The sequence below is a fragment of the Paenisporosarcina sp. P4_B8 genome (genome assembly GCF_056402175.1).
In genome coordinates, this window is the sequence record NZ_JBFUHX010000015.1 from 1 (window position 1) to 24,415 (window position 24,415).

The window sequence follows — 24,415 nt, forward strand, 5'->3', positions numbered from 1 at the left end:
CCATAGGATACTTATCTCCTAGTTACTACGAGAAAAAGTACCGTTTATTAAGTGCGCCAAAAATCTCCTAAATTAACCATAGAGCTCTAAAAGAGAAAGTGATGGTCTTTCACTTTCTCTTTTAGAACTCTTCACCAAACGTAGTGCGGTAGGCACTTTGTTTGGCGAGAATTTTAATGAAAAAGTGTACACTTTCTTGACAGAAGTCCATTCTGTCTACCTGTAACCTCAATGTGTCTACCTGGACAGCCATTCTATCTACCTGGACCATGATTTCTCGATTTTCTTCTACCATAGTGGAAAATCTTTATGAAACTCATTCTTATTGAGATTTCAAACTGAATAAAATCAAAAGAATTCCACTGAAGAGACAAATCATTTTGGTTAACGGGATTTTATCGGCCAGTCCAACTAATCCAATTCCTGTGGTAAGGATTAAAATAGTAGGCCCCACTAAAGCGAGTAGAGTATTAATATAAAACGCTTTCTCCAAGTCATTGAATTTGAGCATTAATAAAGCCGCTGTTACTTCTACACTTCCCCCAATAAGTCGTAATACTATCATGAATAGAAGTGCCTTCTCAATGTGATTGATCTTGATCACCTTCTCCCGGGTATACGTTTTCTATGTAACCTGCTTTCTACTATATGTATGCTCGACCGTAAATATTGAAAATTAACTTGTAAAATTGAAGTATCATTCTCCACCACCTGTTCTTCCTTTTGTGAAAACTACTTACTTACACCTACAATCCTTCGTATAAATATGCATTTTTTTATACACTAAAAAGAGAAATATATAAAATATTAGCACTCACAACTCCTCTTAATGCCTTTACCACAACTTTTTACCTATAAAGTTCTGAAAAATTAAATTTATATTTTTTGAATAAAAATGCTTCCCAACTTATAAATATCGTGATAAACTCCATTTAACACAAAACTATATATTAACGGGAGTGATTATACATGATGAAAAAATGGAGTTTAATTGGAACACTTACACTTGGAGCAATGCTTATGAGCGCGTGCGGGACCACCGCTTCGAATGAAACAGGAAATGATACTGCAGGTTCTGGTGATAAAAAAGTATTGGAAATGGCTACATCTGCCGACTTCCCTCCTTTTGAATCACGAAATACTGCGGGTGAATTCGAAGGATTTGATATTGATTTGGCCAACTACATTGCAGACGAACTAGGTTATGAGCTTAAAATTAATGACATGAAGTTTGATGGTTTAATTGGCGCTTTGCAAAGCGATCGAATCGATATGGTACTATCCGGTATGTCTGCAACTGAGGCCCGTAAAAAAAATGTTGATTTTTCTACTGAATATAACGAATCTGGCGAAATGTTCATTACATTAAAGGATTCAGATATTAAAACAATTGAAGATCTGGATGGCAAGAAACTTGGTGTCCAACTTGGTACTATCCAAGAAGATGGCGCTAACAAAATCAAAAAAGATACAGTCGACTTTGAAATCAAAGCGGTCGATAATGCTAACATATTAATTCAGGAATTGTTGTCAAACCGAATTGATGTTGCTTACGTGGATAAAGCGGTCGCTGAAGGATTTATTGCTGAACAGAATCTGGCTGGTTTTGAAGACACTACGTCAAGCTCTCCAGGAATGGCAGTGGCTTTCCCTAAAGGAAGCGAACTGACTGAAAAAGTGAATGCGGTTCTAAAAGAAGCGGAAGAAAACGGAAAACTACAGGAATTAAAAGACAAGTGGTTGTCTGAAGAATAAAAAGTCAATATAAACTTACTGAATCAAACAAAAAGAGAAAAATAGAAATGAGGTGTAAGGCATGAATTTGGACTTTACGCAAATCACGCCTTATATTCCTTTTATGTTAGAAGGAATTTGGGTAACGTTAAAATTTGTCATCGTCGCATTAATCGTTGGATTTATCCTCGGAACGATATTGGCATTGTTCAAGATTAGTCACATTAAGCCATTAAATTGGTTTGCTCGTGCGTATACTTCGATTTTCAGAGGAACGCCACTAATTCTACAGTTGATGACATTTTATTTTGCCGTTCCTCAACTGACAGGCTATGATATCTCTCCATTTTTATCAGCCGTTTTGGCTTTTGGATTGAATTCTGCTGCCTACATTTCTGAAATCATCCGTGCCGGTATTCAGGCAGTGGATCGAGGACAGACAGAAGCCGCTATGGCATTGGGTGTTCCATACAGACAAATGATGAAAGACATTATTTTACCGCAAGCAATGAAAAACATTCTACCGGCACTCATGAATGAAGTCATCACTCTGACGAAAGAGTCCGCGCTTGTTTCAACGATTTCCGTATTGGATTTAATGCGTCGTGCACAAGTAGTTGGTGCGGATATCTACCGTAATTTCGAACCGCTGCTGTTCGTCGGCTTTATCTATTGGATTATGGTCGTTGGTCTATCGACAATCGGTCGAATGATTGAAAGGAGGTTGAAGGTCAGTGATCAAAATTGAGAAACTATCTAAAAAATTCGGCAACAACGAAGTTCTGCATGATATTTCCACTGAGATTGCCAAAGGAGAAGTTGTTTCTATTATCGGACCTTCAGGCTCTGGAAAATCAACGTTTCTACGTTGCATGAATATGTTGGAAACACCAACGTCAGGTAAGATACTGATTGAAAACCAAGACCTAACCGATTCAAAAACGCCGATTCATAAGTTGAGACAACAAATTGGAATGGTTTTTCAACACTTTCACTTGTTTCCTCACCTTACCGTTCTTGAGAATTTAACGTATGCACCAATGAAAGCTAAAGGCGTTAAAAAGCCAGATGCTGAGGAAAAGGCACGACAACTGCTGAAAAAAGTAGGCTTATCCGAGAAAGAAAAGGCTTATCCAGGTAGTCTTTCAGGGGGTCAGAAACAACGTGTCGCTATCGCCCGTGCGCTTGCCATGGAGCCTGAGCTCATGTTGTTCGATGAACCTACATCAGCTCTTGATCCAGAAATGGTGAAAGAAGTATTGGATGTTATGAAAGATCTTGCCAAGTCTGGGATGACGATGGTCGTGGTCACACATGAAATGGGCTTTGCCCGCGAAGTTGCTGACCGCATTCTGTTCCTTGATCATGGTGTTTTACTAGAAGAAGGCAAACCAGTTGAATTTTTCACTCAGCCAAAAACGGCGAGAGCAAAAGATTTTCTAGATAAAATTTTATAATTAATGGTATTGAGTAAAACGCTGAATGGTCGGAAATTACTTGTGACTGGACAATAACCCGCTCCGACTGGTCGAAAACCTAAGCTGAATGGTCAAAATCTAAAAATGCATGTAAAACCAGTAGGCATATGCTCTACTGGTTTTTTTCTTGTTATATTATTAATCTTGTTGGAACTGCTCCGCTTCAGTAGAACCGGTTAACGCAGTCGTCGACGATGTGCCTCCTGAAATAACAAGCGATACCTCATCAAAGTAACCTGTTCCCACCTCGCGTTGGTGACGGGTAGCCGTGTAACCACTTTCTTCAGCCGCAAACTCAGCTTCCTGCAACTCAGAATAAGCAGCCATTCCCCGCTCCTTGTACCCTTTTGCAAGCTCAAACATCCCGTAATTCAGAACATGGAAGCCAGCAAGTGTGACGAATTGAAATTTGTACCCCATCTTACCTAGCTCTTGCTGGAAGTTGGCAATCGTTTTTTTATCCAATTTCTTTTTCCAGTTAAACGATGGCGAGCAGTTGTATGCCAGAAGTTTCCCGGGAAATTTATCGTGAATTGCTTCTGCAAACTTCCTTGCTTCATCCAAGTTTGGCTCGGACGTTTCGCACCAGATTAAGTCGGCATATGGAGCATACGCAAGTCCCCTAGCGATTGCCTGGTCAATTCCGTCTTTTGTATGGTAAAAACCTTCCGGCGTCCGCTCACCCGTAATGAAAGGATAATCATATGGATCCACATCACTCGTAATCAAATTGGCCGCATTCGCATCCGTCCGCGCAATGATAACCGTTGGAACACCCATCACGTCAGCAGCCAAACGGGCAGCAATGAGATTGCGGACGGCTGTTTGTGTCGGAAGTAATACTTTCCCACCCAAGTGACCACATTTCTTTTCCGAGGATAATTGGTCTTCCAAATGCACACCACCAGCCCCAGCTTCGATCATTGATTTGGTCAACTCAAATACATTCAGTGTCCCGCCAAAACCCGCTTCCATATCCGCTACAATGGGGGCGTACCAATATGTATCGCCCTTTCCTTCTGCTTGCTGAATTTGATCAGCACGTTGTAACGCCTGATTAATTCTTTTCACTACATGAGGTACGCTGTTGCTCGGATATAAACTTTGATCGGGATACATGTGCCCAGAGAGATTGGCATCTGCAGCCACTTGCCAACCACTTAAGTAGATTGCCTTCAACCCCGCCTTCACCTGCTGCATCGCCTGGTTTCCTGTCAGCGCGCCTAGTGCATTGACGTAGTCCTCCGTATTGACAAGCTCCCAGAGACGCTTAGCACCTAAAGTTGCAAGTGTCTGTTCAATGACGATGGACCCTCTTAACTTTACGACATCTTCCGCGCTATATGGTCGTTCCACTCCTTGCCAGCGGCTGGAACTCCAACTTCCCTTTAATTGGTCAGCTTGTTGTTTCCGGTTTATCATGTCACAATCTCCTCTTTCATTCATTTTATTATCAAAGGGTTTTAAAACAGTTGACTGGAAAAATTAGTCCAAATCTGCGCAACATTGAATCGACTCTTTGAAACTATCAAATTCCTGTCCGCAAGCGAGGCAAATATTCAAAGGTTTTCTATCCATTTTAGATTGATACATAACAGTTGGTGTAATCTCGTTTGTATTGATATCCGGTTGATTTTCAAACATGGGGTTTCCTCCTTTTCATTTTTCTTTACTCAAAAGTTAGCTATTTTCACTAGAATTTTGCACTTTATATTGCAGTCTTCTGCGATGCAATATCGGCTCCGTATAGCCACTCGGCTGCTCTTTCCCATCAAAAATAAGTTCACAAGCTGCTTGAAAAGCAATAGATCCATCTAAATCAGCAGACATTGGATGATACATCGGATCCTCACCGTTTTGCTCATCTACTATTTTGGCCATTCTATTTAAAGTCTCCAAAACTTGCTCTTTTGTACAAATTCCGTGTTGTAGCCAATTTGCCAAATGCTGACTTGATATGCGCAGTGTTGCACGGTCTTCCATCAATCCTACATTATGAATGTCAGGCACTTTCGAACAGCCCACTCCCTGCTCCACCCAACGCACCACATAGCCAAGCAGTCCTTGTGCATTGTTATCCAGTTCTTGTTGAATTGTATGTGATGACCATTCTTCCTTAGCTAAAGGAAGGGATAATATATCGGTCGTTCTTTCTTGAATCTCATGTTTCAGCCTGTCTTGAACCTTCGTTACACAGACTTGGTGGTAATGAAGTGCATGCAAAGTAGCGGCTGTCGGAGAAGGTACCCATGCCGTATTTCCCCCCGCTTCCAAATGACCAATTTTCATCTCCATCATTTCCTTCATACGATCAGGCATCGCCCACATGCCTTTCCCTATTTGAGCGCGTCCCGGAAAACCACAAACCAACCCATTATCAACATTGGATTTTTCATATGCCTGAAGCCATGATGAATATTTCATGTCATTTTTTCGAATGAGTGGACCTGCGAGCATCGATGTATGGATTTCATCACCCGTTCGATCCAAAAAGCCTGTATTAATAAAAACAATCCGGTCTTTTACTTCACGTATACAATTTTCAAGATTAAGTGAAGTTCTTCGCTCTTCATCCATCACGCCGATCTTTAACGTATAGCGTTCCATTCCCAACAAATCTTCCACCTTATTAAACAGTTCATTTGCAAATGCAACTTCAGCCGAGCCGTGCATTTTCGGCTTCACGATATAAACTGAACCTTGCTCGGAATTACGGAAACTTGCTGTTTTTAAAAGGTCATGTTTTGCAAGTAAACTGGATATCACCGTATCGATTATTCCTTCCGGCACTTCCTGATTACGTTTATCAAGTACCATATTGGAAGTCATTAAGTGACCAACATTTCGTACAATCATTAGGGAACGACCGCGTAACATTCGTTCTTCTCCAGTTGGCGTCAGGTATGAACGGTCGGCGTTCAACTCCCTTACTACTTCTCGTTGCCCCTTTTTGAAAGTCGCCTTCAAAGTTCCTTTCATGAGACCAAGCCAATTTCGATACACGAGCACTTTGTCTTCCGCATCAACTGCCGCCACCGAATCTTCAAAATCCATAATGGTCGATAAAGCCGATTCGATGAATAAATCCTTTACTCCTGCAGGGTCAGCCTTTCCGATTGGATGCTGCCGATCGATTTGAATTTCCAAATGGAGACCATTGTTTCGCAGGAAAATGGATGACGTCAACGCTTTATCTCCCGTGAATCCAATAAATTTGGATGGCTCCTGCAAAGCTGAATATTCGCTTCCCAAATCAACGATCAGTTGATTCTTTTCGATGCGATATCCAGTCGATTGCGTGTGAGATCCTTTTTCAAGCGGTATAATTTTGTCCAAAAACTTACGGGCATACAAAACTACATGCTGTCCACGTAGTGGATTATACGTAGTCCCTCGTTGTGTACCATTTTGTTCATCGATGACATCCGATCCGTATAGCGCATCATAAAGACTTCCCCACCTCGCATTGGCCGCATTTATTGCATACCGGGCATTATTGACCGGTACGACAAGCTGAGGTCCCGCAAGTTTTGCAATCTCGTCATCAACTTGAGTTGTTGTAATCTGAAAAGGCTCTCCCCTTGTTTCCAAATAACTTATCTCTTTTAATAAAGCTTCATATTGCTCCCGATTCTCAAACCAATTGTGTTTGGTGTGCCAATCATTAATTTTTGCCTGCAACTGTTCTCGAACAGTCAACAGTACCCGATTGTTTGGAGCCATGTCATGGATAAGCTGACTGAATCCTTCCCAAAACCTGTCGCTTGAAACTTCACTCCCTGGCAATGCTTCCTCCTCAACAAACCGATAAAATTCATTCGCAATTTTTAAACGGTTACGCTCAATCACATATCCGCCTCCTATTGTTATAGTACAGATGATTTTTATTATTCTATTACATAACAAACACTTTCGTGCAGTCCTTTTCATCCTTTTTTATTAGTTATTTAATTTTATTCATTTACAATTTGACGCTTTGACGTTTACTGCTTTCACAGTGGTTTTAAAGTGAAACAAATCCCTTGCTTCAATAGTTTGCAGATGTTTCTTTTTATAAATAACCGTGGGAATAATCGCTAAAGCGAATCTATTCTTTATTGTGAATTCAACTAACAACAATACTTAGATGACATACACCATACACCTAAACCTATTATTTTCTATCACATAGATTATGTATAAAAACTAAAAGAGGCTTTGATATGAATAACACTAAACACGTAATAACGATATTGGGTAGTGCAGGCGGTGTAGCGAACGGGATACTATCAATTCTAGATAACTCCGTGCAGGATATGCAGGATCCATTAAATGAAGTAGTGAATAATTGCTGTATTCATTTAATTGATCATGAACAGAAAGAAGCATCTCACTTTGCTCTCTCTTATCCACACTTACAGGATAAATTTGTATATCATGAATTCAATTTGAGAGACACCGAGCAATTTATGGCTCATTTAAGAAACACCCAGACATCTGTTGTCATTGACCTTTCTTGGGCGGATACTGTTGATATGTTGCACTGTTGTGATCAGCTCGGTGTAAGCTATGTGAATACCGCATTGGAGAATACCATGATAGATGAGAACGAAGAATTATATGAAGGGTTTGGCTTGATTGAACGATTTAGGCATTTGGAAAAACATAAAAATAAACTCCTCAACCACACAGCTATTATTAGTTCTGGTATGAATCCAGGTGTCGTTCAGTGGATGGCTTTGGAACTTCTAAAGAAAGATTCATCAGAAAATCAGCCAATCGGCTGTTACATCGTAGAACATGACAACTCGTTTTATAAAAATCCTAAACTAGCCAAAAAGAATGTGATTTACACCACATGGTCACCCGAATGTTTCCTTGACGAGGCAATTCTTAGCCATCCCATGTTCATAAAGCACCATAACCCCCTCTTCTTATATGAGAAAGTCTATGATCTTGAATTCAAGGTAACGTTGGGAAAAAAACGATTTTGGGGCTGTTTAATGCCCCATGAAGAAGTTTGTTCACTTGGTAAGCTATATGATATGGAATTTGGATTCTTGTACAAGGTAAATGACCATACCACGAACTTGATTCGTGAAAATATAGAAGAAGTGGATATATTGTGGAATTATGAGATGAAGGTTCTCGACCCTCGAGACGCAGCATTAACTGGCGAAGATTTAGTAGGTGTGTTGCTTGTTTATCCGGACAAAGAACGGTACATGTATAATGTATTGAACAATGAAGCCATCTTTTCTAAGTACAAAACAAATGCAACTTATTTCCAAGTAGCCTGTGGAGTCTACGCCTCCCTAAGTGTGTTGCTCTTGGATCAAATACCTAAAGGAGCATATTATGTAGATGAATTATTATTGAATACCGAGAACAATTACGGAAAATATTTAACGCATTATATGACCGAGTTTATTACAGGAGAAAACAAACAGTCAGACGGCCTGTTACACCAACGAATGCAAAACCTTCGAAAATCAAATACGGAAGACATTTGACCTCGCTTACTGTTCATTAATAAAATTTCTTACTCATTGAAAGAGCCCTTGCCTCCAAAAAGGTAAGGAAAAAACGACTAAATTCTTTGAGTGATTTTGATGTTCATTTCTTTGTAACCTTTTACCATAGACGAGTTATTCTTCAAATTAAATCACCCTATTTTCTTAAGTGGAATTTTGTCGTTAATTATTTTATCTTCCGGAGTGTTAATAAATCCGTGTTAGAAATCACATCAATTTGATGGTTACCTTTTATGTAATATACCGAGGAGCCTTCGCTTTCTCCTTTTTCCCACCCATTTACTTTTAGCACAAGTTCGTATGCTACCGGTATTCCATTCTCTTCGGATGCATGAGACCACTCGTACGTCTTACAATTTGTATTTTCTTCAATAAGTTCGGCATGTTTGGGTACAGGGAAGTTAAACAACTCTTTCGAAGAGTGATAGGCAAATACGGTTGTTGAATATAAACCAACCCCAATAAATACTAAGACGGCAAGCACCCACCCAAAAATCTTCATCATAAAGCTTCCCCCTTCCTCATTAAACACCCTCGAAAATTTGTAAATTATACCCATTATAATAACACACGATATATTGATTCGTTAGCATTATTTTACAATTTAACAGAAATCATGTTGGGAATATATGAGAAAATTATCAATCAGACACAAAAAGATGGCCGAAAATAAATTTCCAGCCATCTTAACTATATTCGATTCCATATTCAAGCATTTGTTTGATAAGGATTTTTCCATTCATCAACAATGCATGATGTTGGGACTGCTCATCATTCAAATAATTGGGTATCAGACAAACTGTCAAATGCACACGTCTAAGTATAAATGTGATGACTGGATCTTTAATTCCCCAGCTACCACTCTTTCTTTATGTTACAGTTTCTCTACGTCACCATCGGGAATTCAATCGTAAATATTGTGAAATTCCCGAGCTCACTCTCCACATGAATTTCCCCACCCATTCCTTTAATCAGACTGAACGATACCATCATTCCTAGTCCTGTACCGTTGTCTTTCATCGTGAAATAAGGTTCGCCAAGACGATTGATTTGCTGTTGCGTCATTCCTTTTCCTTCATCCTTTATCTCGATGCGGACTATAGGATATTCTGCAACTGTATAAATTTCCAATTCCCCGCCATTCTGCATGGATTCAATTCCATTTTTCACAATATTAATCAAGGATTGTTCCAGTTTTTTTCGATCACCTGAAATATTGGCACGCCCACTTTGATCTGGGTGGTAAAAAATTTGGACATCCTGCATATTTGCCAAAGGTGTAAGAATGTTCAATACATTTTGAACCGCTTCATTTACGAAGACTTTTTCTACCATATCTGGAACAGGTTTAGCAAAGGTCAAGTAATCATTAATAATATCAGATGCTCGGTCGAGTTCCTGTAAAGCAGTACCGAGGTATTGTTTGATTTCTGGTGATTGTTCTTCATCATAGGATAATTGCAAAAATCCTTTGCAAGTTGTCAACGGGTTTCTCACTTCATGAGAAATGCTCGCTGCAAGGTGGCTGACCACCTCCAATTTCTCAGCTTTCATGAGCTTTTCCAACAGTTCCGAGTTTATTCGGATTACTTCAATTAGTAGAGTGACAATCACTGTTCCCAAAAAAGTGATGAAAAAAAACTGAAGCCACATATTCACACTCACGCTTACATTGAAAAATAGGGATACCACAATAAATGTGAAGATCGTCGACAATAACACTAATGAACTGCTCGTTAATACCTTTTGCTCCAGCGTCATTTTCAGATAATAGCGGGAGACAAAACTGACGGTAACCGCCAAAAGAGTGAACGTAATAATGGTTATATAAAACCCATCATTTATTCCCAACATAAAATAACGCGCCACAATCACGAATATGAGCAATAAGAACCCATTTTTCGGTCCGCCATATAAAACACCTATAACAAATGGTATTCTCCTCAAATCCCAGATAAGCCCATCCCCTACTGGAAAAGGAAATAACATGCAAAGAAAAATGGAGAACAGGGAGAGAACCGTAAAGAGATTTTCTTTCATTTTTTCAATTCGATAAACGAACTTTAACAAATAGAACATTTGCAGTAATAATAATGGAAGAATAATGAATAGAAAATTGATAAGTAAATCTTTCGTGATAATCTCCATTTATTCACCGATCCTTCTAAGTATTTTGCTGCTATAATATTCGAATATTCTAACTTAGATTATCTAAACTTCCCTTGCTTAGCAATATTAATATAAGAATATTTATGATTCTCTTTCAATTCGTTTATTTTTTTTGAAAAAGAATTTAACTCTTTTAGCAATACATTCCGACTTTCTAATGTTATAATATTCTAACTATTGTATTTTTTTAAATATAGTTCAAATATTTTACATGAAAAGGGAATGAACTTATTGTTTAAAATGGGGAACAAACTAAAAGAATTAAGAACGAAAAAATGTATCACATCTGAACAGTTAGCTGAAAATCTGGATGTTGCAAAGAGCATTATCTGGAGTTACGAATTAAATAAAAAAGAGCCAAGCAATAGTCATTTAATTAAAATTGCTGATTTTTTTGATGTCTCGGTAGATTATTTATTGGGTCGGGAACAGAGGAACAATACGGTTAATTTTCAGTATCCTTTCGATGACATCATCGATAAATACACTTTCTTGATCGACAATCATCCGATAGGCAAAGAAGAATTGTTGGATTCAATTGCTTTTATTAAAGCCAAACGAATCATGATAGCTCAAAACCTAGTTAAATAAATACACGGAGAATTTAATGGAGGCTACAAGGCATGTGGAACCAACAACTCGTTGAAACAGCTAGGGGAACTTTCGAGATTTTCATAAAAGGAAATGGCTCACCCATCTGCGTGACTCATTTGTATAGCGCCTATAATGCGAACGGAAATACATTTGCAAATGCATTTACTGATTATTACACTGTTTATCTCGTTAACTTGCGCGGCGCAGGCAAATCAGCCAAATACATACGTGATGAAGATTTAAGCATGAAAGAGTCCATCAGCGATTTGGAATCCCTTCGAGAGGCGCTTCATTTCGAAAAATGGGCATTTGCCGGCCATTCCACGGGAGGCATGCTTGGACTCATTTATGCCATACAAACACCACAATCCTTAACGAAAATCGTCATTGGAGGAGCTTCAGCATCTAAAGAATATATGAATCATCCAGGAAGTATTTATTGTAAAGACAATCCGAATAACAAACGTCTGCTTGAAATACTCAATATACTAAACTCACCTACAAGTGCTAATGAAATAAAGAGGGCTGCAGGACGGGAGTGGACTGAAATGTCCATTTACCACCCGGAGAAATACGAGGAGTATTTCAATACCCCAAATAGTGGAAGTGTAGTTCCTGCGCGACTCAATTATTATTCCTACTCTGAACTTCCTAACTATGACCTTGTGCCTCACTTAAAGACGATCACTGTACCGACAACAGTTTACTGTGGTTCGTATGATGCTCAGTGTCCTTATTTGTTTTCTGAACAAATCGCACATGCCATCCCAAATGCAAACCTATTTACATTTAGAGAAAGCAATCATTTCCCTTTCACTGAAGAACCCCAAAAATTCTTGGACATGATTGCGAAGTCAATTTAATTAAACGAACGATAACAATTCTTGTGAATAGGTTAATATTCACGATTATTTGGCTACCTTTCCTTCAAATCATCCAGTTTAGTCATTAGTCTGTTGTGTAAACCATTCAATATAAGGATGGATAAAATGGCACCCATAAAGGCACACGACATATCCCATTGCGCATCCCACTGATCTCCTTGCATGCCTAAAAAGTCTTTGGCTACTTTTTTGGCATTTGGCAATTTTGTGCTCAGCCATTCAACGATTTCATATAAAGCTGCAAGGGCAAGTACCATACTGATGGATATGCCTGTCAGCCAGCTCCCTATAATTAACGGGGTTTTCCTCACTAAAATTTCCCTAATAATAATAACTGATAGCCCTTTTAGAAAATGTCCAAATCGATCGTAATGATTGCGAGCTAAATGAAACTCTTCTTTTAGCCAATTAAAGAGAGGAACCTCGGCATAGGTATAGTGACCACCTATAAATGTAAGGATGGACAAGAGTGCAATGATGAAATAAGAAAGGGTTGTCAGGCGAAACTTATTATATGTCGCCACTACTACAATTAATGCGACCACTGCCGGCCCCACCTCTGCCACCCATGTCATAAAAACGGCCGGTTTGATAACAGACCACACGAAAACCGCTATAACCAATATAAATAGAAATATATGTACCTTTGTCTCCTTACTAAAACCCACCATTTTCACGTCCTTCCACTTAACAGTATGCGAAAAAACAGACTGGTATATACCAGTCACCAGACCTATTGAAAGAAAGTAACGCTTAACTCTCCAATTTATGTGTTAACCTATTCTAAAAATAGGTTGACTAATAAACTCTGTTTTTCTATACTGATGCTATATTGAGTTTTGGGAGGGTTCACAAACATGACTAGTAGCACAGCAACAAGAACAGTCAATCATTCACGTACTTTACAATTGGTACAAACAGCGATGTTTGCCGCATTAATGATGATTGGAGCCAACATATCTTCATTTCTAATAATCGGTGGTGTCCCAATCACTCTTCAAACGTTCTTCGCCATACTTGCTGGTCTCTTATTAGGAAAACGCACTGGCGCCATTGCCATGCTTGTATATGCATTGATTGGTTTGGCAGGTTTACCTGTATTCGCAAACTTTTCCGGTGGATTTGACACAATTCTAAGTCCAACGTTTGGCTTTATTGTTTCCTTCATTTTTGTCGCATATTTCGCAGGTCTCATTGTTGAAAAGTTCCCAACGAAAGTTGGTTTTGTAATGGCTGCATTGGTCGGAACTGCAGTCAACTACCTATTAGGAACGAATTGGATGTACGCTGCATATAAGCTTTGGTTTGCAGCACCAGAAGGCTTTTCATACCAAATGGCTTGGGCTTGGATGGCCGTACCATTGCCAAAAGATCTCCTGCTAGCGGTTCTTGCCGGTTTGTTTGGCTATCGCTTAAAACCGATTATTCAAAAACAAAAGTAAATGTGGTCACACAAACACCCACACCAATCAGGTTAATCTCCGATTGGTATGGGTGTTTTTCTTAATAAACAATAACAAAGCCTTCTTGTGGTGTTAATCGTTTTATAGAATTGTCTTTGCACTTCTGATAGTACATTTATAATCGATTCAGTAGAATTTGAAATTGCATAAGATTTTTGTTGCCGCAATGTAAAAGATGTAAGAAAACTTGATGCTAATAATTTAGAAATTTTTCCTTCTTTCGAGATTTCATCCATCAACACTCTCCTTATAATATAATAGCAAAATAACATTTACTGGTAGTAAAATGGTTGGATATTCCCTAGTAGTTCCTTAGTACATTGTATTCCTACCGAAAGAAGGATAGTGTAATATAAGAGTTTAAAAAATTTGAAAACTCTATTAATTTATATTATACTTAAGCATTTATGTAAGGGAAGTTGCTCATATTTCAAAGCAGAGTATATAAAGTGAAAAATTGTAACACGTCAAATAATATTTTTTTAAAAGGAGAATTTCCTTATGATTGAGGGGAAAATCATTAAATATTATCGCGAAAAAAACAAATTAACTCAAGAGCAATTAGGAAAAGGTATTTGTTCTGGTACACATCTTAGTAAAATTGAGCGTTTACACACTGAATATGCACCTGAAATTATTACTCTTTTATCAGAACGTCTAGGTATAAATATTGAATCCGAAATAACAAAACTGAATAATATAAAAAAGCTCTTAAATGATTGGCACGATGTTATTATCATGCAGTTGTTTGATGAAATGGATCTTATCAATCAAGAACTTGAGCAAGAAGACTTAATTCAAATTTCAGATTATAAAAATCTTTATAAATTAATTCGGGTTAGATATTTACTTTTGCATAATTTAACTGAGGATGCATTAATCATCATCTATGAAATACAAAAAAATGAAGATAAATTATCATCCTACGAAGCTAATCTATTAAAGCACGTATTAGGTATTTACTATTTAGCCAAATATGAACATCTTAAAGCAATACAAGCGTTAAAATCAATTAATGAAACAGATTATAATAACAAAGAGTATACATACCATTTAGCAGCCGCATATCATTCCATCGAATCACCAGTCATGGCTTATTTTTACGCAGATAAATCGCGTCAATTTTTTAAAGAAATTAATAACTATCTCAGAGTAATTGATGCAGAAATGCTAATGCTGATTCAAGTAAAAGATGATGGAGATTTTAAAGAATCCATTCAAAGGTTCGAAAAGTTAATCAAAAGCTGCGAACTTTGTAATTCACCCGTTCGGAAAGCAAGGGTATTACACAACTTAGCTTATGAATACTTTAGAAGAAATAATTTTGAATTAGCAAGTAAGTACTATAAAGATTCAATGCATATGAAAGATAATGAATCTAACCCTTATTTACTTTCTTTAGAGGGTTATATTCGAAGTTTATTAAATGGGAGCATACTTCCACGTGATCAATTATTGCAGATGGCAAAAGAGGGACTTGAAACTGCTATTAAGAAAAATGAAAAAATATATATAAATTTATTTAACCTACTTTGTTATTTAATTCAAGATAAGGAACAAGAATACCATCAATTCTTACGTGATCATGCATTACCTTTGTTTAAACAATTTGGTATTGTCTATTTAATCCGACGCTCAAAAAAAGAATTATTTAACTACTACATTAAATTAAAGCAAACTAATAAAGCTTTAAAAATGGCGGAATCACTAATCAATCATGAAAAAAAGGCATGTCACTTATGATAAGTGATATGCCTTTTTCATCCTTTTATATCATTAAGTCCACTCAGTAGCCTTTTCAAATAAAAAAAAGAGCTGCTTAAACAGCTTATGAATCTTCAAATAAAGCACTTGTTTGTTGAATAAGAGCTTTCCTCTTCCGATTGGAAAAGCTGATTAGTTTTAAAAATGGCCGTAAAAAGAAAATCAAACATCTTATTCTTTGTTTTCGTTTTTAAATCAAAGCAGTTCAGCGATTTTTTGTATCCTGTCAATGTGTACCCTTATGGAACTGATACTTTTTGAAAGCAGAGAGATTGATTTCAAAAGTAATTAAAAAACCTTAACCCAATAAAATAAAGGGCTAAGGTTTCCTAAAATCCTATTTTATTACTGTCTATTTACTGTAGTAAGCCATAAAATGGTTCTTCGTTTGATTATAGAAACTAGCTTAGGATTATTTTAATCCTAACTGACTTAACACAGTATCTAGTGTAGAACCTTTATACGAAGTTTTCGCTTTAGGTGCATCCGGAACTGTACTATTTTGTAATCCATAGTTTTTAATAAGAAGATCCATATCCTTTTTATCAACAACTCCATCGAAGTTCAAATCTGCACCTGATGTATTTGTTCCCCAATTTGTTTGTAGATATAATGCATCCATTATATCAATTACATCATCTTTATTTGCATCCCCAGCTCGTGCAACTTTTAATGAGTCTTTGTAATTTCTACCTATTAATTCTCCACGAATGTTATCAAATAGGAAGTCAACTGTTTTATACATTGTAAAGTGTCCAGGAACATCTACTTTAATCGTATACGGCTTTGTATCTGCCTTAATACCATCAAATGTATAATCACCTTGTTTTGATGTAACTGGTGCTTCAAGGACAGTTTTTCCATCAAATGATGTTAATGTTACTTTCGTTCCTAATGTCCTGTGATCAATTGCAAAATTATTTCCGCCTGTAGTTGGATCTTTCGCACCTTCTATTTGAACTGTACCATTTAACTTTGACACTTTTGCATTTACAGTATAATTATCTATATAAGTGAAAACATTTTTCATTTCTACATTTGATTGGTCAATAGTCGTTGCATTGTAATCCCATCCAATTGAAGGTTCCGTCGTATAGCTTTTATCTAGAGTTTTTACGTCAAAATTAAATAACTGTAGTTCCTCAGGTAACGTTTTATCACCTAAATACGTAAATGTAAACGTATATTGTAATCTATTTTCCCAAGTTGTTGGTGCAGTTGTTACTGAAACTTGTGCGTCGCCATATTGTTTAACCGCATCGTTAACAATTACATTTTCAATTGCACCTTGATTCTTTTCTACTTGCATTGTTAATTTTGTCGTTTTTAGGTTTTTAACATTATTTGAACGAACTGTATAATTTATTGTCTCTCCAGTAGTTATACTTTGTTTATTTGCTTTCAAATAATAGTAAGGTGTTGTATTTTTTGTAAACACAACGTGTTGATAGGAAGAAGCATTCATTGCAGCATCTAAAGCATAGAACACTACCGGTAATGTTGCATATTTACTATCAACTAAAATTTGATCTGAATAGTCACCATTTTTATCTACAAAAACAGGTTTTGAAGGAAATGGTGATGCATACCGATAAACAAATGAATTTCTTGATTGTTCAACTGGAATACCGTACTTTTTCGCCTCATCGATTTCAGGATCATTTATGTTGAGCTTAAAGTCATATAACATTTGTCCCTTTGAATCTAGATCGCTATCACTATATTCAATTACTTTTTGATCTAACGAATCAAAGCTAGCTGTAAAATTTGGTGTTCCATACTCCAGCATAAAATCTTTTGCCATAGAGAATGTTTTTCCACTTTCACTTGTTCCAACTAGTTTCAATTTATAATGACCAGGTCTAATTAATTTTTTATCACTACTGATCGGATTTTTTGTATCACCTGTAAATGGGAAGTAAGAATCACCTGCTATTGCTGAAACATTATATACTTGATTTTCATTCAGTAAGCCTGTATTGATTGATCCAATTAACCCTAAATCTTCACCTGTTTTTGGATCTTGAATGACAACATCTAATGTTTTCATATGTGATTTTAATGAAAATGAACCAGCCATAAACGGATAGAAATTAGCAATTGGGTTTGACATTTTGTTTGTATACAATGGATTAAGTAGCTCTAATGTATCGATTCCCTCGTACACTACACGGCCACCAAAAGGAATTTGATATTGCTCAGTTGAATCCTCATTATTTGTAAAGACGATATATCCCTCATATGTTCCTTTTTCGGCAGTTTTCGGAATGTTTAAGTCAAATTTAATGGATTTTTGACTAGTTCCATTTAATTTAACTGAAGTTGGACCTGTTAAGGTCACTCCATTTTGAGCTGCATCTTTGGAACCTCTTAATCCTGTTTGGAATTTAACATTTACATCAAATGTTTTTGCTTTTTCACTTCGATTTTTCACTGTAATATTACGTGAATCATTAATATCTTTGTCATCAAATCCATATGAACCAAAACTGATTCCACCCGTTAATTCTTTGATTAACTCTTGTTTTCCATTGATACTTGTAGGTGTTTTATCTACTACTTCAAATTCAACATTCGAATGAATTGCTTCATATGCATCAACACGACCACTACCGATTTCAAATACACTATAAGCTTTTGAAAGTGGATCAGCCGTATTCATTAAAATTGATTTAATGTCTGCAGGCTCAAAATCCTTATTCGATTGTAATAATAATGCTGAAACTCCTGCCACATAAGGGGTTGCCATTGAAGTTCCTGATAAACGCTTATATGCATATTTATAATCTTCCGGTTTTGTTCCATCTACTGTTTTATCGTTTACGTAAAATGGGACGGTTGAAAGAATCGAAACACCTGGTCCAGTTACTTCCGGTTTAATGTCATAATTCATTCGTGAAGGACCTCTAGAACTAAATGTTGCTAACTCATCGGATGCTGTTTGTATCTTAGTAAAATCGCCAAATGTGAAATCAGTTTTACCAGTTTTTAATGCTTCCAAGATCGTTAATCCTTCTTCATTTGAAACAGAGAATGAAGGAATCGCATTAACTGATTCACCCAAAAAAGACTGAATTGCACCTTCGGCCTTGTTTGCTTCATCATTATACATGATAACGCCAGCAGCACCTTGCTCCTTGGCATACGCAATTTTAGAGTCCAATGTATAAACTCCTCGGCTCATGAGTACAAATTTCCCTTTTACGTCTTTTCCTGAATAGCCCACTGGATCTCCGAGCCCCACATCAACAAGTTGAAGAGTTTTTCCTTTTAACGTAGATAAATCATCTGTATAGTTTTTTGCTAATTGTCTTAAATTGTAATTCTCACCATTATGTGCACCTGCATATTGATAAATATCAATTGCAGCAGATGATGCACCAACAGTTAACGCTAAGGCTGCAGCACCTGGTGAACCTAGCGTATAATTTTTATCGCCACTATTCCCCGCTGCAACAACTGTTGTTACTCCACTTAATACTGCATTGTTTACAGCAATGGAAGTCGCGTAAAGGGGATCATTTAAAGAATTGCCTAATGACATATTAATAACATCCATATCATCCTTCACAGCTCGATCGACAGCTGCAATTATGTCATCACCTTGTCCGCTGCCATATGGTCCAAGCACTCTGTAAGCATAAATATCTGCTTCTGGTGCTGCTCCAACTGTTGTATACTCAGTATCCTTCGCTACTCCACGGCTTCCAATAATCCCAGCAACATGTGTACCATGATTAGTATAATAGGTCGATCCATTTATTTCTGGTTTACCTGATTTTTTCCAATCAGCATAGGTTGTTTCCATTGGATCATTATCATCATCGACAAAATCAAATCCGCCTTTATAGGCATCCTTTAAGTCTGGATGGTTATAATCAATTCCAGTATCTAGAATACCGATTTTAATCCCTTTACCGGTATAGCCTTCTGCATGTAAACGATTTAATCCATCATAAGGTGTATAATTTGCGATATTGAATTCATCTGCTTTTAATGGATCATTATCTTTTCCTTGAACAGGCGGATCAATCGTAAACGTTTCGTTACTCCAAACTGATTTGACTACTTTTGATTTTAATAGATTCTGAATTTGATTTGCAGGTAAACTCATTGAAACACCATTTAATGCATTTTTATATGAGCGATTAATCTTATAATTTACTTTTTTACTATTTTCATCAACTAATACTTGTCCTAAATCTTTTTGAAATATTTCATGATCTTGATCAACTAAATTTGATGCTTCAGAATCTGATAGTTGTTGACCTTCTGATGCTGCTTCAATCTTAGCAACTTTTGCTGGTTTGTTTGCAAACTCGACAATTACATGGGTTTGTTCCGTTGTCGTTAAATCAATATCAGAAGAAATTTGAAGACCTGTTGATTCATTTGTAGTCATCTGGTTAAGTGCTGCTCTTTGTTCTGGTGTTAAATTAGCAAGTAAATTTTCAGCATTCGAATAACTAACAGCTTTCGCAGTAGTTGGTACTTGTACAATAGAACCTAAAATAAAACTAGATGATAGAGCAAATACAGCTAAGCTTGTTAAGACCTTACTTTTGTTGTTCACTTTTTTCCCCATTTTCTTTCCTCCCAGTCTCTGTCTTTTTACTACATATGTAGTGCAATGACTTACGAAACAATGATTCTAATAGGTTTTAAGTATTTATTTAGAAATCTTCTATTTTCGTTGATTCATTACAATTACATATGCACTTATAATTATCAAGAATATTTGGAGTTGTGTAAATTGGGGGAATATTGAATAAACAAATGATTCAAAATACGCTTGTTTTCATCAGTTTTTTAGTCGTTAAATGTAGTTTTGCAGTATTAGGTTATTTATTTTGTCAAAATGATGAATGAAAGGAATCTAAATTGGGGGAATATTTTACAAAACCATTAAATACTGTTGGTTTAGTATAAAATATCATTTCAATACGACCTAGATTCTTAAGAACTATTATAGAAATAACAAAAAACAGAGAAAACCTATCAAGTAGATTGTCTCTGTTTTCATTATTTATCCATTTGAATCTGTTTCACTAGATAGTAGTTGAATTCTTAATTTAGACATTTCTTTGTCCAGTAACGAGGAAGCATTGGATAGCTCAATTAATTGTTTTTGTGCTTCTTCCGGTATCGATTCACCTTGATATTTATRGTTGAGTTTATGTTCTGTTGATGCCCAAAAATCCATAGCAGATGTTCGGATTTGGATTTCTGCGGGAACCCATATCACTTCATTAGATAAGATGACTTGCGTTTCTACAACAAGATGAAGGCTTTTGTAACCACTCTTTTTAGGTTCTTTAATATAGTCTTTTACTCTAATCATGCGAATATCTTCACGCTGCTCGATATGTTCCTTCAGCAAATATACATCTTCAATAAAGCTAGTGACAATTCGTACTCCAACAATATCTCGTATTTCTTGTTTAATAGATTCTTGAGTCAGCGGTATTTCTTTATTTTCAATCTTCTCAACCAATGACATAATAGTTTTCATGCGTGTTTTCATATGCTCAATGGGAGAGTATCCGTGTTTCGATTTCCATTCAAGATCAATAATATTGAAATCACTCTTCAACTCATATAATGCCATCTCATATGGGATGAAAAAGCCTTTCCAGTTTTTTATAACCGTTTGCACTAAATCGATCTTATGTATCTCTGGATACATATTAAACACCCCTTGATTAAAATCACACTTATTATTCTGTCATCATATCACAGGTGGTTTGAATCGGAAAGATATATGAGAATGACTCGCCGGGGGATGAAAAGGCGACACTCCTGCGGGAATAGCGTTAGCAGAAGACCCCGCAGCGAAGCGAGGCGGCTGAGGCAACGCCCGTGGAAAGGGAGCCGTTTCAACGATTTTCTTATTTATTGGACAACCCCATCTGGCAATCGTCAATAAAATCGCTGGATTGCTGATGATTCTCTTGGGTCTACTGTCAATCGGAGAATTAGCGAGTTGATTCAAAATATAGAAAAAGACGACTGAACAAAAAATTTCAGCCGTCTCTTGCTTATTAAACTTATTTATTTCCAATTCGTGTGAAAAGAGCCTTCCATATCCGTACGTTCATACGTATGTGCCCCGAAATAATCACGTTGTGCTTGTAATAAATTGGCGCTGGATTGTCCCGTTCGATAGCCGTCATAGTAGGCGAGCGCTGCACTCAGTGCTGGGAAAGCCATGCCGGACATCGTGCTTTCAGCCAAAACTTTTCTCATACCTGTTTGATATTCTTTCGTTTTTTCAACAAAGTATGGAGCAATCAATAAATTATCTGTCGTTGACTGTTCTTCATACGCTTCACTGATTGTGTTCAAAAATTCAGCGCGAATAATGCAACCACCACGGAAAATAAGTGCGATATCTTTTAACGGCAAGTTCCAGTCATTCAGTACTGAAGTCATTTTATATTGGGCGAACCCTTGTGCATAAGCACAAATTTTCCCCATATATAATGCTTGTCTTACGTATTCAATCCACAATTCACGATCTAAATCTTCGTTCGCCAGTTTAGGACCAGCCAATATAGTTGAAGCATGAACTCTTTCCGCTTTCTGGTGGGAAATGTAGCGGGCAAATAGCGATTCCGCAATGATGGTAACCGGAATACCATGGTCGATAGCTTGCACGCTCGTCCATTTTCCTGTCCCTTTTTGTCCCGTTTTATCTAGAATCACATCCACAAGTGGCAAACCTGTTTTTTCATCCACTTTTCTTAAAATATCCGACGTGATTTCAACCAAGTAGCTTTTTAATTCACCATGGTTCCACGTTTCAAAGATATCCGCAATTTCGTCTAGAGGGATATGAAGTCTTTCTCTCAAGAAAGAATACGCTTCCGCAATGAGCTGCATATCCGCATATTCAATACCGTTATGGACCATTTTCACAAAATGGCCAGCGCCTTTTGGCCCCATATACGCACAACAAGGCGTTCCATCTACTTGCGCGGCAATTTTAGTCAGAATAGGTGCCACTTTTTCATACACTACTTTATCTCCACCAGGCATGATAGAAGGACCTTTTAGTGCTCCTTCTTCACCACCAGAAACACCTATGCCTAAATAGTCGATTCCCTTGGACTTCAATTCATCATATCGGCGTGACGTGTCTTCGAAATGAGAGTTCCCGCCGTCCATAATAATGTCTCCCGGTTCCAGATAAGGTACTAATGATTGAATGACAGAATCGACGATATCACCTGCAGTTACCATAAGAAACACTTTTCTTGGAGACTGCAGAGACTGAACAAATTCTTCTACACTATAAAAGCCATTCACTTGTTCTGTTTCTTGCAAGAGTAAGTCTGTTAAATCTCTTGTATAGTTATAGACTGCTACCTTTTCACCTTTACTAGCCATGTTCAACGCGATACTCTTGCCCATTACACCTAGACCTAAAACACCAATCGTGTTGTTCATATCTAATCCAATCCCTTCTTATACGAATAAACTTAACAATAGAATGAATAGTAATCCCGATACCGAAATAATGGTCTCAAGCAATGTCCATGTTGCAAACGTTTCTTTTAACGTTAAACCGAAGAATTCTTTAAACATCCAGAAGCCAGCATCATTTACATGTGATGCTATTAAACTACCTGCACCAGTTGCTAGAACTACCAACGCTAAGTTGACGTCTGTTGCACCTAACATCGGAATAACCAAGCCTGCAGTAGTTAATGAAGCAACAGTTGCCGATCCTAAAGAAATACGCAAAATGGCAGCAATCACCCATGCAAGAATGATTGGAGAAAGTGTGCTGTCACTGAACAATTCAGCTACATAATCACCGACTCCACCATCAATCAACACTTGTTTAAACGCACCACCACCACCGATAATCAGTAGCATCATTCCGATACTTGCAATGGCACTAGAGCATGAATCCATGATGGATTTCATAGGGATTTTGCGTGCCAATCCCATTGTATATACTGCTAGCAATAATGATAGAAGCATCGCTGTTGAAGCATTCCCAACAAAACGAACAGTTGCAAATACAGCGTTATCTTCAATACCATTTGTTTTTTGCACCATTGTGATGACTGTTGCAATGGCCATTAGGATGACCGGGAACATAGCTGTGAATACACTGATTCCGAAACCAGGAGTTTCTTCAAGCTTAAATGTTTTTTGTTCACCAAGTGAAGCGATATCACCTGTTTTATTGAATGAGTTCGGTACGATTCGTCTTGCAATTTTCGTAAATATAGGTCCCGCTATAATTACAGTCGGGATCGCAATGATGAAGCCGTATAGCAATACTTCACCGATATTCGCTCCGTATTCACCAGCAATAACTGTCGGGCCCGGATGCGGCGGCAAGAAGCCGTGTGTTACGGATAACGCAGCTACCATCGGAATTCCCAAATGTAAAATGGACACTTTCAATTGCTTAGAAATTGAAAATACGATTGGAATTAATAACACTAATCCTACTTCGAAGAACAAAGCGACACCGATAATGAATGAAGCCACTACCACTGCCCATTGGATTCTTTTCTCCCCGAATTTATCAATCAGGGTCATCGCGATGCGTTGTGCACCGCCTGCATCAGCAATCAATCTTCCCAACATGGCACCAAGTCCAAATATCAACGCCAAATGACCAAGCGTACCGCCCAGTCCACCTTCAATGGATGCAACAATGCTATCAAGCGGCATACCTAAAGCTAATGCAACTCCAAATGCAACAATGATCAATGAAACGAATGTGTTCAATTTAAAGCCCATAATCAAAATAAGTAACGAGACAATCCCTATTGCAACAATAAATAACGGCATGA

The 24,415-nt window shown here is 37.3% G+C and carries 20 protein-coding genes; 8 read left to right on the forward strand and 12 right to left on the reverse strand.

The features are described from left to right. Window positions 1-322: 322 nt before the first annotated feature. On the reverse strand, window positions 323-586 hold the full coding sequence (locus AC1DSK_RS13485) for a YqhV family protein (RefSeq protein ID WP_477548374.1): 264 nt from the start codon (window positions 584-586) through the stop codon (window positions 323-325). A gap of 383 nt (window positions 587-969) precedes the next feature. Here AC1DSK_RS13485 and AC1DSK_RS13490 point away from each other — a divergent pair, with 383 nt between their 5' ends. The 3 genes from AC1DSK_RS13490 (at window position 970) to AC1DSK_RS13500 (ending at window position 3,191) form a co-directional block, all read left to right on the forward strand. Beyond that, on the forward strand, window positions 970-1,755 hold the full coding sequence (locus AC1DSK_RS13490; protein WP_477548323.1) for a transporter substrate-binding domain-containing protein: 786 nt from the start codon (window positions 970-972) through the stop codon (window positions 1,753-1,755). A gap of 61 nt (window positions 1,756-1,816) precedes the next feature. Next, window positions 1,817-2,482 (forward strand): amino acid ABC transporter permease, encoded by a 666-nt coding sequence (locus AC1DSK_RS13495; protein ID WP_477531093.1) that lies wholly within the window; start codon window positions 1,817-1,819, stop codon window positions 2,480-2,482. Beyond that, complete coding sequence (locus AC1DSK_RS13500) at window positions 2,469-3,191, forward strand: amino acid ABC transporter ATP-binding protein (RefSeq protein ID WP_477548324.1); 723 nt, start codon at window positions 2,469-2,471, stop codon at window positions 3,189-3,191. Before AC1DSK_RS13495 ends, AC1DSK_RS13500 begins: the two co-directional genes overlap by 14 nt. Before the next feature lie 159 nt (window positions 3,192-3,350). Here AC1DSK_RS13500 and aceA read toward each other — a convergent pair whose 3' ends face one another. From aceA to AC1DSK_RS13515, 3 genes are all read right to left on the reverse strand, one after another. Then, complete coding sequence (gene aceA / locus AC1DSK_RS13505) at window positions 3,351-4,634, reverse strand: isocitrate lyase (RefSeq protein ID WP_477548325.1); 1,284 nt, start codon at window positions 4,632-4,634, stop codon at window positions 3,351-3,353. A gap of 63 nt (window positions 4,635-4,697) precedes the next feature. Beyond that, on the reverse strand, window positions 4,698-4,856 hold the full coding sequence (locus tag AC1DSK_RS13510) for a hypothetical protein (RefSeq protein WP_016428588.1): 159 nt from the start codon (window positions 4,854-4,856) through the stop codon (window positions 4,698-4,700). 36 nt (window positions 4,857-4,892) lie between these two features. Continuing rightward, window positions 4,893-7,061 carry a malate synthase G gene (locus AC1DSK_RS13515; RefSeq protein WP_477548326.1) on the reverse strand — a complete coding sequence of 723 codons (2,169 nt, stop codon included), beginning with the start codon at window positions 7,059-7,061 and terminating at the stop codon, window positions 4,893-4,895. A gap of 353 nt (window positions 7,062-7,414) precedes the next feature. On the opposite strand from AC1DSK_RS13515, the gene AC1DSK_RS13520 reads away from it, so the two are divergent. Next, window positions 7,415-8,704, forward strand: a complete 1,290-nt coding sequence (locus AC1DSK_RS13520) for an S-adenosylmethionine decarboxylase related protein (RefSeq protein WP_477548327.1) — start codon at window positions 7,415-7,417, stop codon at window positions 8,702-8,704. Window positions 8,705-8,891: 187 nt separating this feature from the next. On the opposite strand, the gene AC1DSK_RS13525 is transcribed toward AC1DSK_RS13520, so the two are convergent. Both AC1DSK_RS13525 and AC1DSK_RS13530 read right to left on the reverse strand, forming a co-directional pair. After that, complete coding sequence (locus tag AC1DSK_RS13525; protein ID WP_477548328.1) at window positions 8,892-9,230, reverse strand: hypothetical protein; 339 nt, start codon at window positions 9,228-9,230, stop codon at window positions 8,892-8,894. 380 nt (window positions 9,231-9,610) lie between these two features. Next, a complete protein-coding gene (locus AC1DSK_RS13530; protein ID WP_477548329.1) occupies window positions 9,611-10,873 on the reverse strand; it encodes an ATP-binding protein in 1,263 nt (420 codons plus the stop codon). A 243-nt stretch (window positions 10,874-11,116) separates the two neighbouring features. Here AC1DSK_RS13530 and AC1DSK_RS13535 point away from each other — a divergent pair, with 243 nt between their 5' ends. Further along, complete coding sequence (locus AC1DSK_RS13535; protein ID WP_477598288.1) at window positions 11,117-11,485, forward strand: helix-turn-helix domain-containing protein; 369 nt, start codon at window positions 11,117-11,119, stop codon at window positions 11,483-11,485. A 32-nt stretch (window positions 11,486-11,517) separates the two neighbouring features. Next, complete coding sequence (locus tag AC1DSK_RS13540) at window positions 11,518-12,351, forward strand: alpha/beta fold hydrolase (RefSeq protein WP_477548331.1); 834 nt, start codon at window positions 11,518-11,520, stop codon at window positions 12,349-12,351. Window positions 12,352-12,404: 53 nt separating this feature from the next. Here AC1DSK_RS13540 and AC1DSK_RS13545 read toward each other — a convergent pair whose 3' ends face one another. Further along, window positions 12,405-13,043, reverse strand: a complete 639-nt coding sequence (locus tag AC1DSK_RS13545) for a DUF2238 domain-containing protein (protein ID WP_477548332.1) — start codon at window positions 13,041-13,043, stop codon at window positions 12,405-12,407. 186 nt (window positions 13,044-13,229) lie between these two features. On the opposite strand from AC1DSK_RS13545, the gene AC1DSK_RS13550 reads away from it, so the two are divergent. After that, on the forward strand, window positions 13,230-13,814 hold the full coding sequence (locus AC1DSK_RS13550) for a biotin transporter BioY (protein ID WP_477548333.1): 585 nt from the start codon (window positions 13,230-13,232) through the stop codon (window positions 13,812-13,814). A 32-nt stretch (window positions 13,815-13,846) separates the two neighbouring features. Here AC1DSK_RS13550 and AC1DSK_RS13555 read toward each other — a convergent pair whose 3' ends face one another. Continuing rightward, complete coding sequence (locus AC1DSK_RS13555; protein WP_477548334.1) at window positions 13,847-14,071, reverse strand: hypothetical protein; 225 nt, start codon at window positions 14,069-14,071, stop codon at window positions 13,847-13,849. A 265-nt stretch (window positions 14,072-14,336) separates the two neighbouring features. Between AC1DSK_RS13555 and AC1DSK_RS13560 the strand changes: the two genes are divergently transcribed. Further along, window positions 14,337-15,578, forward strand: coding sequence for a helix-turn-helix domain-containing protein (locus AC1DSK_RS13560; protein WP_477548335.1), 1,242 nt, complete (start codon window positions 14,337-14,339; stop codon window positions 15,576-15,578). 433 nt (window positions 15,579-16,011) lie between these two features. On the opposite strand, the gene AC1DSK_RS13565 is transcribed toward AC1DSK_RS13560, so the two are convergent. The 4 genes from AC1DSK_RS13565 to AC1DSK_RS13580 form a co-directional block, all read right to left on the reverse strand. Beyond that, window positions 16,012-20,184, reverse strand: a complete 4,173-nt coding sequence (locus tag AC1DSK_RS13565) for a S8 family serine peptidase (RefSeq protein ID WP_477548336.1) — start codon at window positions 20,182-20,184, stop codon at window positions 16,012-16,014. Between the two features lie 441 nt (window positions 20,185-20,625). Next, entirely contained in the window at window positions 20,626-21,285 is a 660-nt protein-coding gene (locus AC1DSK_RS13570; protein WP_477598290.1) for a GTP pyrophosphokinase, read from the reverse strand. 365 nt (window positions 21,286-21,650) lie between these two features. Further along, a complete protein-coding gene (gene gnd, locus AC1DSK_RS13575) occupies window positions 21,651-23,048 on the reverse strand; it encodes a decarboxylating NADP(+)-dependent phosphogluconate dehydrogenase (protein WP_477548337.1) in 1,398 nt (465 codons plus the stop codon). An 18-nt stretch (window positions 23,049-23,066) separates the two neighbouring features. Next, entirely contained in the window at window positions 23,067-24,413 is a 1,347-nt protein-coding gene (locus AC1DSK_RS13580; protein WP_477548338.1) for a GntP family permease, read from the reverse strand. Between the last annotated feature and the right edge of the window lie 2 nt (window positions 24,414-24,415).

Bases quoted from the DNA above. Each gene is read 5' to 3' on its own strand.
- AC1DSK_RS13490 (WP_477548323.1), top strand. From the start codon at position 970: ATGATGAAAAAATGGAGTTTAATTGGAACACTTACACTTGGAGCAATG.
- AC1DSK_RS13495 (WP_477531093.1), top strand. From the start codon at position 1,817: ATGAATTTGGACTTTACGCAAATCACGCCTTATATTCCTTTTATGTTA.
- aceA (WP_477548325.1), bottom strand. From the start codon at position 4,634: ATGATAAACCGGAAACAACAAGCTGACCAATTAAAGGGAAGTTGGAGT.
- AC1DSK_RS13510 (WP_016428588.1), bottom strand. From the start codon at position 4,856: ATGTTTGAAAATCAACCGGATATCAATACAAACGAGATTACACCAACT.
- AC1DSK_RS13520 (WP_477548327.1), top strand. From the start codon at position 7,415: ATGAATAACACTAAACACGTAATAACGATATTGGGTAGTGCAGGCGGT.
- AC1DSK_RS13525 (WP_477548328.1), bottom strand. From the start codon at position 9,230: ATGATGAAGATTTTTGGGTGGGTGCTTGCCGTCTTAGTATTTATTGGG.
- AC1DSK_RS13530 (WP_477548329.1), bottom strand. From the start codon at position 10,873: ATGGAGATTATCACGAAAGATTTACTTATCAATTTTCTATTCATTATT.
- AC1DSK_RS13535 (WP_477598288.1), top strand. From the start codon at position 11,117: ATGAACTTATTGTTTAAAATGGGGAACAAACTAAAAGAATTAAGAACG.
- AC1DSK_RS13540 (WP_477548331.1), top strand. From the start codon at position 11,518: ATGTGGAACCAACAACTCGTTGAAACAGCTAGGGGAACTTTCGAGATT.
- AC1DSK_RS13545 (WP_477548332.1), bottom strand. From the start codon at position 13,043: ATGGTGGGTTTTAGTAAGGAGACAAAGGTACATATATTTCTATTTATA.
- AC1DSK_RS13550 (WP_477548333.1), top strand. From the start codon at position 13,230: ATGACTAGTAGCACAGCAACAAGAACAGTCAATCATTCACGTACTTTA.
- AC1DSK_RS13555 (WP_477548334.1), bottom strand. From the start codon at position 14,071: ATGGATGAAATCTCGAAAGAAGGAAAAATTTCTAAATTATTAGCATCA.
- AC1DSK_RS13560 (WP_477548335.1), top strand. From the start codon at position 14,337: ATGATTGAGGGGAAAATCATTAAATATTATCGCGAAAAAAACAAATTA.
- AC1DSK_RS13565 (WP_477548336.1), bottom strand. From the start codon at position 20,184: ATGGGGAAAAAAGTGAACAACAAAAGTAAGGTCTTAACAAGCTTAGCT.
- gnd (WP_477548337.1), bottom strand. From the start codon at position 23,048: ATGAACAACACGATTGGTGTTTTAGGTCTAGGTGTAATGGGCAAGAGT.
- AC1DSK_RS13580 (WP_477548338.1), bottom strand. From the start codon at position 24,413: ATGCCGTTATTTATTGTTGCAATAGGGATTGTCTCGTTACTTATTTTG.